We start from the raw sequence: 15,205 nt of genomic DNA, 5'->3' as shown, positions 1-15,205 counted from the left end.
GTGCGTGCCCCTTTCGTCAGAACGAGAGACCGCCCTCACGGGCAGCCTCCGCCAGGGCCTTGATGCGCCCATGATACAGATACGAGCCGCGATCGAACACGACCTTCGACACACCCGCCGCAACCGCACGTTCGGCAAGCAGCTTGCCAACGGCACCAGCCGCGGCAATGTCTGCGCCATTTTTGTGGGCGCTGCGCAGATCCTTCTCGATGGAAGAAGCTGCCGCAAGCGTGCGACCGGCGACATCGTCGATCACCTGCGCGTAAATATTCTTACCCGACCGGAACACCGAAAGGCGCGGCCGTCCGCCACTCTTGCGGCGAAGCTGGAAGCGAAGACGCTGACGGCGCCGCTCCCGCAGATCCTGCTGCGCGCTCATTATTTCTTCTTACCTTCCTTGCGACGGATGGTCTCCGTTTCATAACGGACACCTTTGCCCTTATAGGGCTCGGGCTTGCGGAAGCTGCGGATATCAAGCGCAACCTGGCCAACACGCTGCTTGTCGATCCCTTCGACAGTAACAGCGGTCGGACGCGGGGTCGTGATCTTGATGCCAGCGGGGATTTCATACACGATATCGTGCGAATATCCGAGATTCATGACAAGATTCTTGCCCTGAACCGCCGCACGATAACCCGTGCCGCTGATCTCCAGCGTCTTGGAGAATCCTTCGGACACTCCCTTGACCATGGTCGCGATCAGCGAACGTGTCGTGCCCCACATCATGCGGGCCTGCGCCTGCGTTCCGACGGGCTTGACCGAAACCTTGCCATCCGCAATTTCAGCTTCGATGTGGTGCGACAGAGGCAGCTTCAGCTCACCGAGCTTGCCTTTTGCCGTCAGCACACCATCAGCGATGGAAACCTGAACTCCCGACGTAATCTCGACGGGATATTTGCCAACTCTCGACATTCATCCCTCCTTTAGAATACGCGGCAGAGAACTTCGCCGCCAACATTGGCAGCGCGCGCTTCCCCATCCGACAGGACACCACGCGGGGTTGACAGGATCGACACACCCAGCCCGGCATACACCCGCGGCAGCTCCTTGATCTTGGAATACACACGGCGACCCGGCTTGGAGACGCGGTGGATTTCCTTGATCACGGGTTCGCCATCAAGATACTTCAACTCGATACGCAGCTGAGCCACACCCTTGCGCAGTTCTTCCTTGGAAAAACCACGGATATAACCCTCACGGCGCAGTGCCTCGAGTACATTTGCACGCAGCTTTGACGCAGGTGCGACGCATGCCGCGTGACGCGCACGCTGGGCATTGCGGATCCGGGTGAGCAGATCACCCAAAGGATCAGAAAGTGACATCGTTCCCTGCCCTTACCAGCTCGATTTGACCATACCCGGGATCTGGCCATTGGAGGCCAGGTCGCGCAGGGCGATACGGCAGAGTTCGAACTTTCTGTAATTGGCGCGGGAACGCCCAGTCAACTTGCACCGCAGACGAACGCGCACGCGCGATCCGTTTCGCGGAAGTTCAGCAAGCTTCAGCGACGCATCAAAACGATCCTCAACCGGCAGAGAGCGGTCCATGATGATGTTTTTCAATGCTGTCCGCTTTGCCTTGTCCCGTGCTGCCATGCGCTCGCGCTTGACATTCCGGTTTACGGCGGAAATCTTGGCCATGCCTTGTTTTATCCTCCGGAACCTGTCGGGCCATTCCCAACGGTTTTCCAAACTACGTGTGTCTTAGGTCTTCCGGGCTTCCAGTGAAAGCCCCTCTCGCAACTTTTATGCTGCGAAGGGCAGATCGAACGCCTTCAGAAGAGCCTTGGCTTCAGCATCGGTCTTCGCGCTTGTCACGAAGATGATGTCCATGCCGCGAATATCGTCGACCTTGTCGTACTCGATTTCCGGAAAGACGATCTGTTCCTTCAGGCCCATGGCAAAGTTGCCATGTCCGTCAAAACCCTTGTTTGCCGGCAGGCCGCGGAAATCGCGGACACGCGGCAGGGCAATCGTCACCAGACGGTCAAGGAATTCATACATCTGCGCACGGCGCAGTGTAACCTTGCATCCAATCGGCAGACCTTCACGGATTTTGAAGCCCGCGATCGCCTTTTTCGCAACCGTCTTGACTGGCTTCTGACCCGCGATAAGGGTCATTTCCTGAAACGCGGCATCCAGTTTCTTCTGGTCGCCCGCGGCTTCACCGACACCCATATTGAGAACGATCTTCTCAAGGGCCGGAACCTGCATCACGTTCTTGTAACCGAACTCCTCGCGCAGTTTCGCGCGCAGTTCGTCATTGTAACGCTGCTGCAGGCGCGGCACCGAGCGGGTTACGTTAGCTTCTGACATACCCGCCTCCTCAGCCTTCGATGACTTCGCCGGTCGCCTTGGCGACACGAACCTTGCGACCGTTTTCCAGAACGCGATAACCGACACGCGTCGGATCACCGCTCTTGGGATCGATCAGCTTCAGGTTGGACAGGTGAACCGGCATCTCCTTCTCGATGATGCCTCCCTGCTCACCCATGCGGCTGGGGCGTGTATGACGCTTCGCAATCGCGACGCCGCGCACGATGGCCTTTTCGGCCGTCGGCAGCACGGTCACGACTTCACCGCGCGTGCCGCGCGACGAACCGGTGATGACCAGGACCTGATCGCCCTTCTTGATACGTGCGGCCATTACAGCACCTCCGGCGCCAGCGAAATGATCTTCATGAACTTGCGCGCACGCAGCTCACGCACGACCGGGCCAAAGATACGGGTTCCGATCGGTTCCTGCTGCTTGTTGATCAGCACGGCGGCATTGCGGTCAAAGCGGATGGCGCTGCCATCAGGACGACGCACGGGATAGGACGTACGGACGATCACCGCCTGGTGCACATCACCCTTTTTGACCTTGCCGCGGGGAATCGCTTCCTTGACGGACACGACAATCACGTCGCCGACCGAGGCGGACTTCCGCTTGGAACCGCCCAGCACCTTGATGCACTGCACCTGACGCGCGCCGGAATTGTCGGCGACGTCAAGGTTGGTCTCGGGATGGATCATGCTCTATGCCCTTCTTTACGCCTGTGCGCCAGACTGGGCCTCGGTCGCCGGGGCCGCCACCAAGGGGGCACCATTGCGAACCACGACGGTCCAGGTCTTGCGCCGGGAAATGGGGCGGCATTCTTCAATGCGCACCGTATCCCCGATCTTGCATTCATTCAGCTGATCATGCGCCGCGTACTTCTTCGAACGGCGAATGAACTTCTTGTACAGCGGATGGATGATGCGACGATCGACAAGAACGGTAACCGTCTTGTCCATCTTGTCGCTGGTCACCCGTCCGGTCAGGACGCGCCTTGGCATCGCCCGTCTCCCTTCAGGACTTGACTGCCGGCGTAGTACCGGCAGCGATCTTCTTCAACGCCTCAGACGCAATCGTCTTGACGCGGGCAATCTCGCGACGCACCGCACGCATACGCGACTGCCCTTCGGTCTGGCCGGTTGCATGCTGGAACCGAAGATTGAACTGCTCGCGCTTCAGATCAATGAGAAGCGTATCCAGTTCTTCAACAGTCTTGGCACGCAGATCGGCCGGCTTGCTTGCCTTTGCCATCTCACGCGTCTCCAATACGGGTCACAAACTTCGTCTTGATCGGCAGCTTTGCCGCACCCAGAGCCAGCGCTTCACGCGCGACTTCGGGCGACACGCCTTCGATCTCGAACAGGATACGACCCGGCTTCACTCGGGCCACCCAGTATTCAGGCGACCCCTTGCCGGAGCCCATACGCACTTCTGCGGGCTTTGTCGAGACCGGAAGGTCAGGAAAAATCCGAATCCACACGCGACCCGCACGTTTCATCGCACGGGTAATGGCCCGACGGGCCGCTTCGATCTGACGGGCGGTAATCCGTTCCGGCTGCAGCGCCTTGAGGCCAAAGGCCCCAAAGTTCAGGGTCGTCCCGCCTTTCGCCAGTCCATGGATGCGGCCCTTGTGGGCCTTGCGGAACTTTGTCCGCTTGGGAGAAAGCATTGTTTCAAATCCTCAGCGCCGCCTGGCGCACTCTGGTCCCTATTCCCCGCAGATCAGCGCTGCGGGGCCTGCTCGGCGGCGCGACGATCCTGCGCCAACGGATCATGGGCAAGAATCTCGCCCTTGAAGATCCACACCTTCACACCACAGGTGCCATAGGTCGTCTTTGCCGTCGCCACACCATAATCGATATCGGCGCGCAGCGTATGCAGCGGCACGCGTCCTTCGCGGTACCATTCGACACGCGCGATTTCGGCGCCACCCAGACGACCGGAACAGTTGATCCGGATGCCCTGTGCGCCAAGACGCATGGCGGACTGCACGGCGCGCTTCATGGCGCGACGGAAGGCAACACGACGTTCGAGCTGCTGTGCGATGTTATCAGCCACCAGCGTCGCATCGATTTCCGGCTTGCGGATCTCGACAATGTTCAGCGCAACATCGGTCTTCGCCATACGGGTCAGATCCTTGCGCAGCACGTCGATATCCTGCCCCTTCTTGCCGATGACGACACCCGGACGCGCGGCATAGATCGTCACGCGCGGCTTCTTGGCCGGACGTTCGATCACGACACGCGACACGCCAGCGCCAGACAGCTTGCGACGCAGGTAGGAACGCAGCTTCAGGTCATCATGCAGCAGACGGGCATAATCGGCATCCGCATACCAGCGGCTGTCCCAGGTGCGATTGATGCCGAGCCGCAGCCCGATCGGATTGACTTTATGTCCCATGGATCAGGCCGCCTTCTTTCCGGTTGCCGCTTCTGCCTCGGGCTGACGCTCTGCCACGATGATCGTCAGATGGCTGAAAAACTTTTCGATGCGGGCCGAACGGCCACGGCCACGGGCGTGGAAACGGCGCATGACGATCGACTTGCCAACTTCCGCGCGCGCCACGACCAACTGGTCAACATCCAACTGGTGGTTGTTCTCGGCGTTCGCGATGGCGCTTTCCAGCGTCTTCTTCACCTGCTGTGCAATGCGACGCTTGGAGAATGTCAGCGTCGCAACAGCCTGTGCGGCAGGCTTGTTGCGGATCAGACCCGCAACAAGGTTCAGTTTACGCGGGCTGATGCGGATGTTCCGCGTAGTGGCCTGCGCTTCGGTTTCCGCGAGCGTGCGCGGATGCTTAGGCTTGCTCATGATCAGCCCCGCTTCGCTTTCTTGTCCGAGGAATGACCCGTAAAGGTGCGGGTCGGCGAAAATTCACCGAACTTATGCCCGACCATGTTCTCGGTCACCTGCACGGGCAGGAACTTGTGCCCGTTATAGACGCCAAACGTCAGTCCCACGAACTGCGGCAGGATGGTTGAGCGACGCGACCAGATCTTGATCACTTCGTTACGGCCCGACGCGCGCGACGCATCGGCTTTATTCAGTAGATACCCGTCCACGAACGGGCCCTTCCAGACGGAACGTGCCATCTTGTATGCCCCTTACTTGCCGGTCTTCCGGCGACGGATAATCAGACTGTCCGTACGCTTGTTGACCCTGGTCTTGTAACCCTTTGTCGGCTTGCCCCATGGCGTAACCGGATGACGACCGCCCGAAGTCCGGCCTTCACCACCACCATGCGGATGGTCGACCGGGTTCATGACAACGCCACGGTTATGCGGACGACGGCCGAGCCAGCGGGCGCGACCTGCCTTACCCATATGCTGGTTCATGTTGTCCGGGTTGGACACCGCACCGATCGTCGCCATGCACTCGGCACGCACGACACGCAGTTCACCAGACTGCAGCTTGATCTGGGCATAGCCCATATCCTTGCCGACCAACTGTGCATAGGTGCCAGCCGAACGGGCGATCTTCCCACCAGCACCGGCCTTGAGCTCGATGTTGTGGATGATCGTGCCCACCGGCACCGCCGACAACGGCATCGCGTTGCCAGGCTTGATGTCCGCACGCAGGCCGGAAACCACCTGATCACCCGCCTGCAGACGCTGCGGCGCAATGATATAGGCGAGTTCACCGTCAGCATACTTCACCAGTGCGATGAAAGCCGTGCGGTTGGGATCATATTCCAGACGCTCCACCGTGCCGACAACGTCGAACTTGCGACGCTTGAAATCGACATAGCGATAGGACTGCTTATGACCACCACCGATGAAACGCGAGGTGGTGCGGCCGTGGTTATTACGACCGCCGCTCTTGTTCTTGCCCTCGGTCAGCCCTTTGACGGGCTTGCCCTTCCACAGCTCCTTGCGGTCGATCAGGACCGTTCCGCGCAGGCTGGGGGTAACCGGGTTAAAGTGCTTCAATGCCATTTCTTGTCACCCCGCGTCAGGACAGCTTGGCGGTCAGGTCAATGGACTGACCATCTGCAAGCTGCACAAACGCCTTCTTCACATCAGACCGCTGGCCGGGACGTCCCTTGAAGCGCTTCGCCTTGCCCTTCTGGATCAGGGTGTTCACACCCAGAACCTTGACGCCAAACAGTGTTTCCACCGCGACCTTGATCTCGAACTTCGACGCACCGGAAGCGACCTTGAAACCAACCTGGTTCTTTTCAGACAGGGCGGTCGCTTTTTCCGTGATCAGCGGCGCGCGAATGATGTCATACATCGCCTCACGCGACATACGTTCCGCCTTTTTGCGGAGAGCGAGGATGTTGGTCATGCCAGACGCTCCTTCAGACCCTCAAGCCCGGCGCGCGTAATCGCCAGCACTTCGTGATTGAGGATGTCATAGACATTCGCACCGATGGTCGGAAGGATATCGATCTTCGGCAGGTTGCGTGCCGCCCGACCGAAGTTTTCCTCAACCGCGGCATCCACGATCAGCGCGGACTTCCAGCCAAGCACCTTCAGCTTCTTCGCCAGTTCGGAAGACTTGCCCGATGCCGTGGCGGCGTCGAGCACCACCAGCTTGCCTTCGGCGGCCTTCTGCGACAGCGCTGAAATCAGGCCCAGGCGACGCACCTTCTTGGGCAGGTCATAGCCATGGTCGCGCACGACCGGCCCATGAACCACGCCACCAGTACGGTACTGCGGTGAACGCAGCGACCCCTGACGGGCGCTACCCGTACCCTTCTGCCGATAGGGCTTCTTGGTCGTGCCGGAGACTTCCCCCATGCCCTTGACCTTATGCGTGCCCGCACGGCGCTTCGCCAACTGCCAGTGAACGACGCGGGCCATGATGTCGGCACGCGGCTCAACCTTGAAAATCTCGTCGGGAAGCGTTGCCGTACCGGCGCTTCCGTTCTCGAGGGTTTTGATCTCGTAATCCATTGCCCTCTATCCTCAGCCCGCTACCTGGGCCAGGGCGGCCGGATACGGCACCTCGGCATGACGGGGCTTCTTGATCGCATCACGAACCAGAATCAGCTCATTCTTGCCGCCCGGGACGGAGCCGCAGATCATCAGCAGATTCTTCTCGGCATCGACGGCGGCCACTTCCAGATTCAGGGTGGTGACGCGTTCCGAACCGAGATGTCCGGCCATTTTCTTGTTCTTGAAGACCTTGCCCGGATCCTGACGATTACCCGTCGATCCGTGCGAACGGTGACTGATCGAGACACCATGCGAGGCTTCGAGACCGGCAAAGTTCCAGCGCTTCATAGCGCCGGCAAACCCTTTACCCTTGCTGGTGCCGGTCACATCCACTTTCTGCCCAACGACGAAGTGAGCGGCAGAGAGCGTGGCGCCAACTTCCAGAACGGCATCATCTGCCACCCGGAATTCCACCAGCTTCTTCTTCGGCTCCACCTTCGCCTTGGCGAAATGGCCACGGCACGGCTTCGTTACATTCTTGACCTTGGCCTTGCCCGAACCAAGCTGGACGGCTGAATAGCCATCACGCTCCTGGGTGCGGACATCAACCACCTGCAGGTCATCAACCTGCAGGACAGTCACCGGCACATGTGTGCCGTCTTCCTTGAACAGCCGGGTCATTCCCAGCTTTTTTGCGATCAATCCGGTGCGCATCGTCTGGACCTTAGAGTTTAATCTCGACATCCACGCCAGCGGCGAGGTCGAGTTTCATGAGTGCGTCCACGGTCTGCGGGGTCGGCTCGACAATGTCGAGCAGCCGGCGATGGGTCCGAATTTCGAACTGCTCGCGGCTTTTCTTATCCACATGGGGAGAACGGTTGACAGTGAACCGTTCGATATGCGTCGGCAGCGGGATAGGACCCCGAACCCGCGCACCCGTACGCTTCGCCGTATTGACGATCTCTTTTGTGCTGTTATCGAGCACCCGATGATCGTACGCCTTCAGGCGAATGCGGATGTTCTGGTTGTCCATCTTTCTGTTTCAGTCCAACTTTAACTGGTTCGGGGGAACCCGATCCGCCAATGATATCCCCGGCCAGATCACTCTGACCGGGGGCATCATCACTTCAGTTACTTACAATCACGCAGTGATCGAAGCGACCACGCCTGCACCGACCGTACGGCCACCTTCGCGAATAGCGAAGCGCAGGCCTTCATCCATGGCGATCGGGGCGATCAGTTCAACATCCATGGCGACGTTATCACCAGGCATGACCATTTCCGTGCCTTCCGGCAGGTGAACAACGCCAGTGACGTCGGTCGTGCGGAAATAGAACTGCGGACGATAGTTGGTGAAGAACGGCGTGTGACGGCCACCCTCTTCCTTCGTCAGGATGTAGGCTTCAGCCTTGAACTTCGTGTGCGGGGTAATGGAACCTGGCTTTGCCAGGACCTGACCACGCTCCACGTCTTCACGCTTCGTGCCACGCAGCAGCGCACCGATGTTGTCACCAGCTTCACCGCGATCAAGCAGCTTGCGGAACATTTCGACGCCCGTCACCGTGGTCTTCTGCGTCGGACGCAGACCAACGATTTCGATTTCGTCGCCCACGTTCACGGCGCCACGTTCGACACGGCCCGTCACCACGGTGCCACGACCGGAGATCGAGAACACGTCTTCGATCGGCATCAGGAACGGACGGTCAATCGGACGCTCCGGCTGCGGGATATATTCGTCAACAGCGTTCATCAGGTCGAGAACACGGTTTTCGCCAACTTCCGGATCGCCATCTTCCAGCGTCACCAGGGCCGAACCCTTGACGATGGGGATATCGTCGCCGGGGAACTGATAAGCGGACAGAAGTTCGCGAACTTCCATTTCCACCAGTTCCAGCAGTTCCGGGTCATCAACCTGGTCGACCTTGTTCAGGAAGACAACCAAGGCCGGAACGCCAACCTGGCGGGCCAGCAGGATGTGTTCACGCGTCTGGGGCATCGGGCCGTCAGCGGCCGACACAACCAGGATCGCGCCGTCCATCTGCGCCGCACCCGTGATCATGTTCTTCACATAGTCAGCGTGACCGGGGCAGTCGACATGGGCGTAATGACGCTTTGCCGTTTCATACTCAACGTGAGCGGTGGAGATCGTGATACCACGGGCGCGCTCTTCCGGCGCCGCGTCGATCATGTCGTACGCCTTGAACTCCGCACCGCCGCTCTTGGCGAGCGTCTTGGTGATAGCAGCGGTCAGCGAGGTCTTGCCGTGATCGACGTGACCGATCGTGCCGATGTTGCAGTGCGGCTTATTCCGCTCAAATTTAGCCTTTGCCATCGTTTTCTCCGTTACTTCGGCCTCATGCCGAAAGTCGGGTTAGAAAGTTCCGTGTCGGAAGCCGAGCCGGTGAATATACCGACCTGACGCCCTTTACCAGCGGTAATGACTGAACGCCTTGTTGGCTTCTGCCATGCGATGCGTATCTTCGCGCTTCTTGACGGCGGCACCACGGTTGTTGACCGCATCCAGAAGCTCGTTCGACAGGCGTTCCTGCATCGTGTTTTCGCCCCGCTTGCGCGACGCGTCGATCAGCCAGCGGATTGCAAGCGCCTGACGACGCTCGGCCCGGACTTCGACCGGAACCTGGTAGGTTGCACCACCAACGCGGCGCGAACGCACCTCGACGGCAGGCTTCACGTTATCCAGCGCACCGTGGAACAGCACAACCGGATCAGCAGCAGCCCCACCGCGACGACGCAGCACCTCAAGGGCGCCATAGACGATCCCTTCGGCGGTGGACTTCTTGCCGTCGTACATCAGGGCGTTCATGAAACGCGTGATGACGACATCACCAAATTTCGGATCGGGAAGAATCTCGCGCTTAACAGCGCGATGACGGCGACTCATGCCTGATATTCCTTTTACTTAGGACGCTTCGCGCCATAGAGCGAGCGACGCTGACGACGCTTGGCGATACCCTGGGTATCCAGAACGCCGCGCAGAATGTGATATCGCACGCCAGGAAGATCCTTGACGCGACCGCCGCGGATCAGGACGACACTATGTTCCTGAAGGTTGTGGCCTTCACCCGGAATATAGCTCACAACCTCATAACCGTTCGTCAGGCGCACCTTCGCAACCTTACGCAGAGCCGAGTTCGGCTTCTTCGGTGTGGTTGTGTAAACACGAGTACAAACGCCACGCTTCTGCGGACATCCCTGCAGGGCAGGTACCTTGTTGCGTTTGGCTGCGGGCTCGCGGCCTTTCGCGATCAACTGGTTGATGGTCGGCATACGCCTTTCCCGATCCTTACAAATTTCGGCCGGCCAACCCCAAAGTCTGGTTGCCGACTGTCGTTCACAACAAAACCCCAACGAATGAAGATCATTCGGTCGGGCATCATATATGCATCCGGCCTTGGCCGCCCGATTCCCGGGTGGCGGCACCGCATGCGAGCATGCTGCATTCGACGGCCAACGACGTCATTCAGACAGGGCTAGCCGAGGGCGCGGAACCTACGAAGAGAATGGCTTGAAGTCAAGCCTTTGCTCAGGATTCGGCCATGCATGCAGCATGGCCATTCCGCATGGGGTATGAAAACACCCCATTACAATATGAAACGGGATGATTCGGCGTTCCATGCACCGAGTCCCGAATCGGAATCCGCCAGATTGCAGACCCCGATGCAGCATTAGACCGGCGGGTGGGGCGCCACATGGCCCCCACCCGCACAGCCGGTATTATTCGGCGGCCTTTGTTGAGGCAACCGCAGGCTTCGCCTGAGCAAGGCGCTGACGGTCCTGGCCGGCAGCCACTGCACGCAGCTTGTTCATCACGCTGCCTGTGCCCGCCGGGATCAGGCGCCCGACGATCACGTTTTCCTTCAGGCCGTTCAACGTATCCTTCTTGCCCGCCGTAGCGGCTTCGGTAAGGACGCGCGTTGTTTCCTGGAAGGATGCAGCAGAAATGAACGACTGCGTCTGCAGGGAGGCCTTGGTGATGCCCTGAAGCACGGGCATGGCCACGGCAGGACGTTCGCCGATGTTCAGGCGCTTGGTATTCTCCGTCTCGTACTCGATCCGGTCCACCGTCTCGCCAATCAGGTAGGTCGTATCACCCGGCTCAAGGATCTCGACCTTCTGCAGCATCTGGCGGACGATCACCTCGATGTGCTTGTCGTTGATCTTCACGCCCTGCAGACGATAGACGTCCTGAATCTCGTTCACGAGGTAGTCGGACAGCGCCTCGACCCCCAGAACCTTCAGGATGTCATGCGGCACGCGCGGACCATCGACCAGCGGATCGCCAACCTGAACGAAATCGCCTTCCTGAACCGAGACATGCTTGCCCTTGGGGATCAGGTAATCGGTTTCCTCGCCCGTTTCGTCGTTCTTGACGATGACACGGCGCTTCGACTTGTAATCCTTGCCGAATTCGACGCGACCTTCGGTTTCGGAAATGATGGCATGGTCCTTGGGACGCCGCGCCTCGAACAATTCGGCGACACGCGGCAGACCACCGGTAATGTCACGTGTCTTCGAACCTTCGCGCGGGATGCGCGCCAGCACGTCGCCCGCGTTGACATGTGCGCCATTTTCCACCGACAGCAGCGAGTCAGGTGACAGGAAGTAACGCGCATCGTTGCCATTCGCCAGCTTGACCACGTCGCCCTTGGCATCCTTGAGCTGCAGACGCGGCCGAAGATCGACCCCCTTGGACGCCTGCTTGTAGTCAACGACAACCTTCGACGTCAGGCCGGTGACCTCATCCATACGCTCGACAAGCGTGATGGAATCGATCAGGTCGAGATATTCGACCGTGCCTGCCTGCTCCGTAATGATCGGCAGGGTATACGGATCCCACTCGGCCAGTTTCTGGCCACGCGTGACCTCGACCCCATCTTCGATCAGCAGACGCGCGCCATAAGGTACGCGATAGCGCGCACGCTCCGTCCCCTTGTCATCCGTCAGCAGGATTTCGCAGTTACGCGACATGACGATGGTCACGTTCTGGCTGTTCTGCACCACGTTGCGGTTGCGGATCGTCGCCTTGCCATCGCGTGACGCCTCGACCATCGACTGTTCCGCGCCACGCTGCGCCGCGCCACCGATATGGAAGGTGCGCATCGTCAACTGCGTGCCGGGTTCACCAATGGACTGCGCTGCGATGACGCCCACGGCCTCACCGATATTTACCGGCGTGCCTCGGGCCAAGTCACGACCATAGCAGTGGCCGCACACGCCCACGCGGCTGTCACATGTCAGAACCGAACGGATCAGGATGCTTTCCACCCCGGCCTTCTCGATCTGTTCTGCCTGCGCTTCCTCAATCAGGGTATTGCGCTTGAACAGCAGCTCACCCGATGCGGGATCAAGCACATCGGCCGCAAGCGTACGACCCAGCATACGCTCGGACAGAGATGCGACAACCTCGCCGCCATCCATCACCGCACGCACCGTCAGGCCGCGTTCCGTGCCACAATCATCTTCGACGATGATGCAATCCTGCGCCACATCGACAAGGCGTCGTGTCAGATAGCCGGAGTTCGCGGTCTTCAGCGCCGTATCAGCCAAGCCCTTACGTGCGCCATGGCTGGAGGTGAAGTAATCGAGAACCGACAGACCTTCCTTGAAGTTGGCGATGATCGGCTGTTCGATGATCTCGCCCGACGGCTTGGCCATCAGGCCACGCATGCCGGCAAGCTGCTTCATCTGTGCTGGCGACCCACGGGCACCAGAATGGCTCATCATCCATACCGAATTGGTGGGCTTGCCGATTTCCTGCTTGGAAATCTCCTTCATCATCGCGGCCTGCACTTCGTCCGTGCAACGCGACCATGCGTCAACCACCTTGTTATAGCGTTCGCCCGCCGTAATCAGGCCGTCCTGATACTGCTGTTCGAATTCCTTGACCTCATTCGCGGTATGTTCGACGAGCTCCTTCTTCTCCTTCGGCACGATCATATCGTCCTTGCCAAAGGAAATGCCGGCTTTCGCCGCATGCTTGAAGCCAAGGCCCATCAGGCGGTCACAGAAAATGACGCACTCTTTCTGCCCGCAATGGCGATACACCGCGTCGATGACGTCGGACACCGTCTTCTTGGTCAACTGCTTGTTGATCAGCGAGAACGGCAGCGCCGCACTGCGCGGCAGGATCTGCGCGACCAGCATGCGGCCAGGCGTTGTGACGACGGTTTCACGCGTGACGGTACCATCCGCGTCGACATTCTCGATCCGGGCGCGGATCTTGTCATGCAGCTTCACCGCACCGGTGGTCAGGGCATATTCGACCTCTCCCACACTGGAGAAAGAAGAAGCACCGTTCACCGTCACCCTGCCCTGCGCATCATATTCGTTGCGATCAGGGGTAGCGCGGAATTCCGGCGTCTCAAGGCTCAGATAATACAGGCCAAGGACAATATCCTGCGACGGCACGATAATCGGCTTGCCATTCGCGGGGCTGAGGATGTTGTTGGTGGACATCATCAGCACACGCGCCTCAAGCTGTGCCTCAAGGCTCAGCGGGACATGCACGGCCATCTGATCGCCGTCAAAGTCGGCGTTGAACGCGGTGCAGACCAGCGGATGCAACTGGATCGCCTTGCCTTCGATCAACACCGGCTCGAACGCCTGGATACCCAGACGATGCAGCGTTGGCGCACGGTTGAGCATGACCGGATGTTCGCGGATCACCTCTTCAAGGATATCCCAGACTTCGGGACGTTCCTTCTCCACCATCCGCTTGGCGGCCTTGATGGTGGTGGCGTGACCATACTTCTCCAGCTTGGAGTAGATGAACGGCTTGAACAGCTCCAGCGCCATCTTTTTGGGCAGACCACACTGGTGCAGTTTCAGTTCCGGGCCAACCACGATGACCGAACGGCCGGAATAATCAACGCGCTTGCCCAGCAGGTTCTGGCGGAAACGCCCCTGCTTGCCCTTCAGCATGTCCGAAAGCGATTTCAGCGGACGCTTGTTCGCCCCTGTGATGGCGCGGCCGCGACGGCCGTTATCGAACAGGGCGTCAACCGATTCCTGCAGCATGCGCTTTTCGTTGCGCACGATGATGTCAGGCGCACGCAGTTCGATCAGCCGCTTCAGGCGATTGTTGCGGTTGATGACACGGCGATACAGGTCATTCAGGTCGGATGTCGCGAAACGACCACCATCCAGCGGCACCAGCGGGCGCAATTCCGGCGGAATGACCGGGATCAGCTCCATGATCATCCATTCGGGGCGCGATTCACTTTCGGAAAACGCCTCGATCAGCTTCAACCGCTTGACCAGCTTCTTGCGCTTCGCCTCGGACGTGGTGTCCTTCAGCTCCTGGCGCAGCTCAACCTTCTCCTGGTCGCAGTCGATGCGCTCAAGGATCTTCTTGATCGCTTCGGCCCCGATCCCGACCTCAATCCCTTCGTCGCCATGTTCGTCCATGACGTCGAGATACTGGTCTTCGGTCAGCAGGCTGTACTGCTTGAGCGGCGAGGTGCCGGGTTCAAGGACCACATAGCTTTCGAAATACAGGATCTTTTCCAGATCCTTCAGCGTCATATCGACCATCAGGCCGATCCGGCTGGGCAGCGATTTCAGGAACCAGATATGCGCGACCGGGCTGGCAAGCTCGATATGGCCCATACGTTCGCGACGGACCTTGGCCAGCGTGACCTCGACACCGCATTTTTCGCAGATGATCCCACGGAATTTCATCCGCTTGTATTTGCCGCACAGACATTCGTAATCCTTGATAGGACCGAAAATCCGCGCACAGAACAGACCATCGCGCTCCGGCTTGAAGGTGCGATAATTGATGGTCTCGGGCTTCTTGATCTCGCCATAGGACCATGACCGGATCTGCTCGGCCGAGGCGAGCTGGATCTTGATCTGGTCGAAGGTCATCGCCTGGCCCGTCTGGCCAAGGATCTTCATGAGTTCATTCATGCGCCGCAAACCCCCTGAGGGAAAAGAACGAGGGCAGACCGACTATCTGCCCCCATCCCTGAAAATAAAACGTATGG

22 protein-coding genes are annotated in these 15,205 nt (G+C 59.3%); all 22 read right to left on the bottom strand.

All coding sequences use genetic code 11. The features are described 5' to 3' along the window. Positions 1-16: 16 nt before the first annotated feature. Entirely contained in the window at positions 17-379 is a 363-nt protein-coding gene (rplR, locus tag IFJ82_RS05185; RefSeq protein WP_003621078.1) for a 50S ribosomal protein L18, read from the bottom strand. Further along, positions 379-912 (bottom strand): 50S ribosomal protein L6, encoded by a 534-nt coding sequence (rplF, locus tag IFJ82_RS05180; RefSeq protein WP_040510954.1) that lies wholly within the window; start codon positions 910-912, stop codon positions 379-381. Before rplF ends, rplR begins: the two co-directional genes overlap by 1 nt. An 11-nt stretch (positions 913-923) precedes the next feature. Beyond that, positions 924-1,322, bottom strand: a complete 399-nt coding sequence (gene rpsH, locus IFJ82_RS05175; protein ID WP_003621081.1) for a 30S ribosomal protein S8 — start codon at positions 1,320-1,322, stop codon at positions 924-926. 12 nt (positions 1,323-1,334) lie between these two features. After that, a complete protein-coding gene (rpsN, locus tag IFJ82_RS05170; RefSeq protein ID WP_003621084.1) occupies positions 1,335-1,640 on the bottom strand; it encodes a 30S ribosomal protein S14 in 306 nt (101 codons plus the stop codon). A 105-nt stretch (positions 1,641-1,745) separates the two neighbouring features. Continuing rightward, a complete protein-coding gene (gene rplE / locus IFJ82_RS05165; protein ID WP_040510957.1) occupies positions 1,746-2,315 on the bottom strand; it encodes a 50S ribosomal protein L5 in 570 nt (189 codons plus the stop codon). 10 nt (positions 2,316-2,325) lie between these two features. After that, positions 2,326-2,646, bottom strand: a complete 321-nt coding sequence (gene rplX, locus IFJ82_RS05160) for a 50S ribosomal protein L24 (RefSeq protein ID WP_003621087.1) — start codon at positions 2,644-2,646, stop codon at positions 2,326-2,328. Then, positions 2,646-3,014, bottom strand: coding sequence for a 50S ribosomal protein L14 (rplN, locus tag IFJ82_RS05155; protein WP_003621089.1), 369 nt, complete (start codon positions 3,012-3,014; stop codon positions 2,646-2,648). The genes rplX and rplN overlap by 1 nt, the downstream gene beginning before the upstream one ends. Before the next feature lie 15 nt (positions 3,015-3,029). Continuing rightward, positions 3,030-3,317 (bottom strand): 30S ribosomal protein S17, encoded by a 288-nt coding sequence (gene rpsQ / locus IFJ82_RS05150; RefSeq protein ID WP_062809149.1) that lies wholly within the window; start codon positions 3,315-3,317, stop codon positions 3,030-3,032. Positions 3,318-3,330: 13 nt separating this feature from the next. Next, positions 3,331-3,567 carry a 50S ribosomal protein L29 gene (gene rpmC / locus IFJ82_RS05145; protein ID WP_040510960.1) on the bottom strand — a complete coding sequence of 79 codons (237 nt, stop codon included), beginning with the start codon at positions 3,565-3,567 and terminating at the stop codon, positions 3,331-3,333. Between the two features lies 1 nt (position 3,568). After that, positions 3,569-3,985 (bottom strand): 50S ribosomal protein L16, encoded by a 417-nt coding sequence (gene rplP, locus IFJ82_RS05140; protein ID WP_048858897.1) that lies wholly within the window; start codon positions 3,983-3,985, stop codon positions 3,569-3,571. 53 nt (positions 3,986-4,038) lie between these two features. Further along, complete coding sequence (gene rpsC / locus IFJ82_RS05135; protein WP_003621098.1) at positions 4,039-4,716, bottom strand: 30S ribosomal protein S3; 678 nt, start codon at positions 4,714-4,716, stop codon at positions 4,039-4,041. A 3-nt stretch (positions 4,717-4,719) separates the two neighbouring features. Continuing rightward, a complete protein-coding gene (rplV, locus tag IFJ82_RS05130; protein ID WP_003621100.1) occupies positions 4,720-5,127 on the bottom strand; it encodes a 50S ribosomal protein L22 in 408 nt (135 codons plus the stop codon). Positions 5,128-5,129: 2 nt separating this feature from the next. Then, a complete protein-coding gene (gene rpsS, locus IFJ82_RS05125) occupies positions 5,130-5,408 on the bottom strand; it encodes a 30S ribosomal protein S19 (RefSeq protein WP_003621102.1) in 279 nt (92 codons plus the stop codon). Positions 5,409-5,420: 12 nt separating this feature from the next. Next, complete coding sequence (gene rplB / locus IFJ82_RS05120) at positions 5,421-6,251, bottom strand: 50S ribosomal protein L2 (RefSeq protein WP_048858898.1); 831 nt, start codon at positions 6,249-6,251, stop codon at positions 5,421-5,423. 16 nt (positions 6,252-6,267) lie between these two features. Beyond that, complete coding sequence (locus tag IFJ82_RS05115) at positions 6,268-6,564, bottom strand: 50S ribosomal protein L23 (protein WP_174805736.1); 297 nt, start codon at positions 6,562-6,564, stop codon at positions 6,268-6,270. A 35-nt stretch (positions 6,565-6,599) separates the two neighbouring features. Then, positions 6,600-7,214 carry a 50S ribosomal protein L4 gene (gene rplD, locus IFJ82_RS05110; protein ID WP_048858900.1) on the bottom strand — a complete coding sequence of 205 codons (615 nt, stop codon included), beginning with the start codon at positions 7,212-7,214 and terminating at the stop codon, positions 6,600-6,602. A 12-nt stretch (positions 7,215-7,226) separates the two neighbouring features. Next, complete coding sequence (rplC, locus tag IFJ82_RS05105) at positions 7,227-7,910, bottom strand: 50S ribosomal protein L3 (protein WP_048858901.1); 684 nt, start codon at positions 7,908-7,910, stop codon at positions 7,227-7,229. Positions 7,911-7,920: 10 nt separating this feature from the next. Beyond that, positions 7,921-8,229: a 30S ribosomal protein S10 gene (rpsJ, locus tag IFJ82_RS05100; RefSeq protein ID WP_007282720.1), complete on the bottom strand. Its 309-nt coding sequence runs from the start codon at positions 8,227-8,229 to the stop codon at positions 7,921-7,923. A 108-nt stretch (positions 8,230-8,337) separates the two neighbouring features. Then, positions 8,338-9,528, bottom strand: coding sequence for an elongation factor Tu (gene tuf / locus IFJ82_RS05095; RefSeq protein WP_048858902.1), 1,191 nt, complete (start codon positions 9,526-9,528; stop codon positions 8,338-8,340). Positions 9,529-9,621: 93 nt separating this feature from the next. Continuing rightward, the gene (gene rpsG / locus IFJ82_RS05090; RefSeq protein ID WP_003621106.1) at positions 9,622-10,098 is read right to left on the bottom strand and encodes a 30S ribosomal protein S7; all 477 of its coding nucleotides are present in this window, start codon (positions 10,096-10,098) and stop codon (positions 9,622-9,624) included. 14 nt (positions 10,099-10,112) lie between these two features. After that, positions 10,113-10,484 carry a 30S ribosomal protein S12 gene (gene rpsL, locus IFJ82_RS05085; RefSeq protein ID WP_003621118.1) on the bottom strand — a complete coding sequence of 124 codons (372 nt, stop codon included), beginning with the start codon at positions 10,482-10,484 and terminating at the stop codon, positions 10,113-10,115. Positions 10,485-10,931: 447 nt separating this feature from the next. Continuing rightward, positions 10,932-15,128 carry a DNA-directed RNA polymerase subunit beta' gene (rpoC, locus tag IFJ82_RS05080; RefSeq protein ID WP_062809150.1) on the bottom strand — a complete coding sequence of 1,399 codons (4,197 nt, stop codon included), beginning with the start codon at positions 15,126-15,128 and terminating at the stop codon, positions 10,932-10,934. Between the last annotated feature and the right edge of the window lie 77 nt (positions 15,129-15,205).

It is taken from the genome of Novacetimonas hansenii (assembly GCF_014843995.1).
GTDB classification, from domain to species: domain Bacteria; phylum Pseudomonadota; class Alphaproteobacteria; order Acetobacterales; family Acetobacteraceae; genus Novacetimonas; species Novacetimonas hansenii.
Note: the sequence above shows the minus strand (reverse complement) of the source record. Positions and strands in the feature narration are given on the sequence as shown.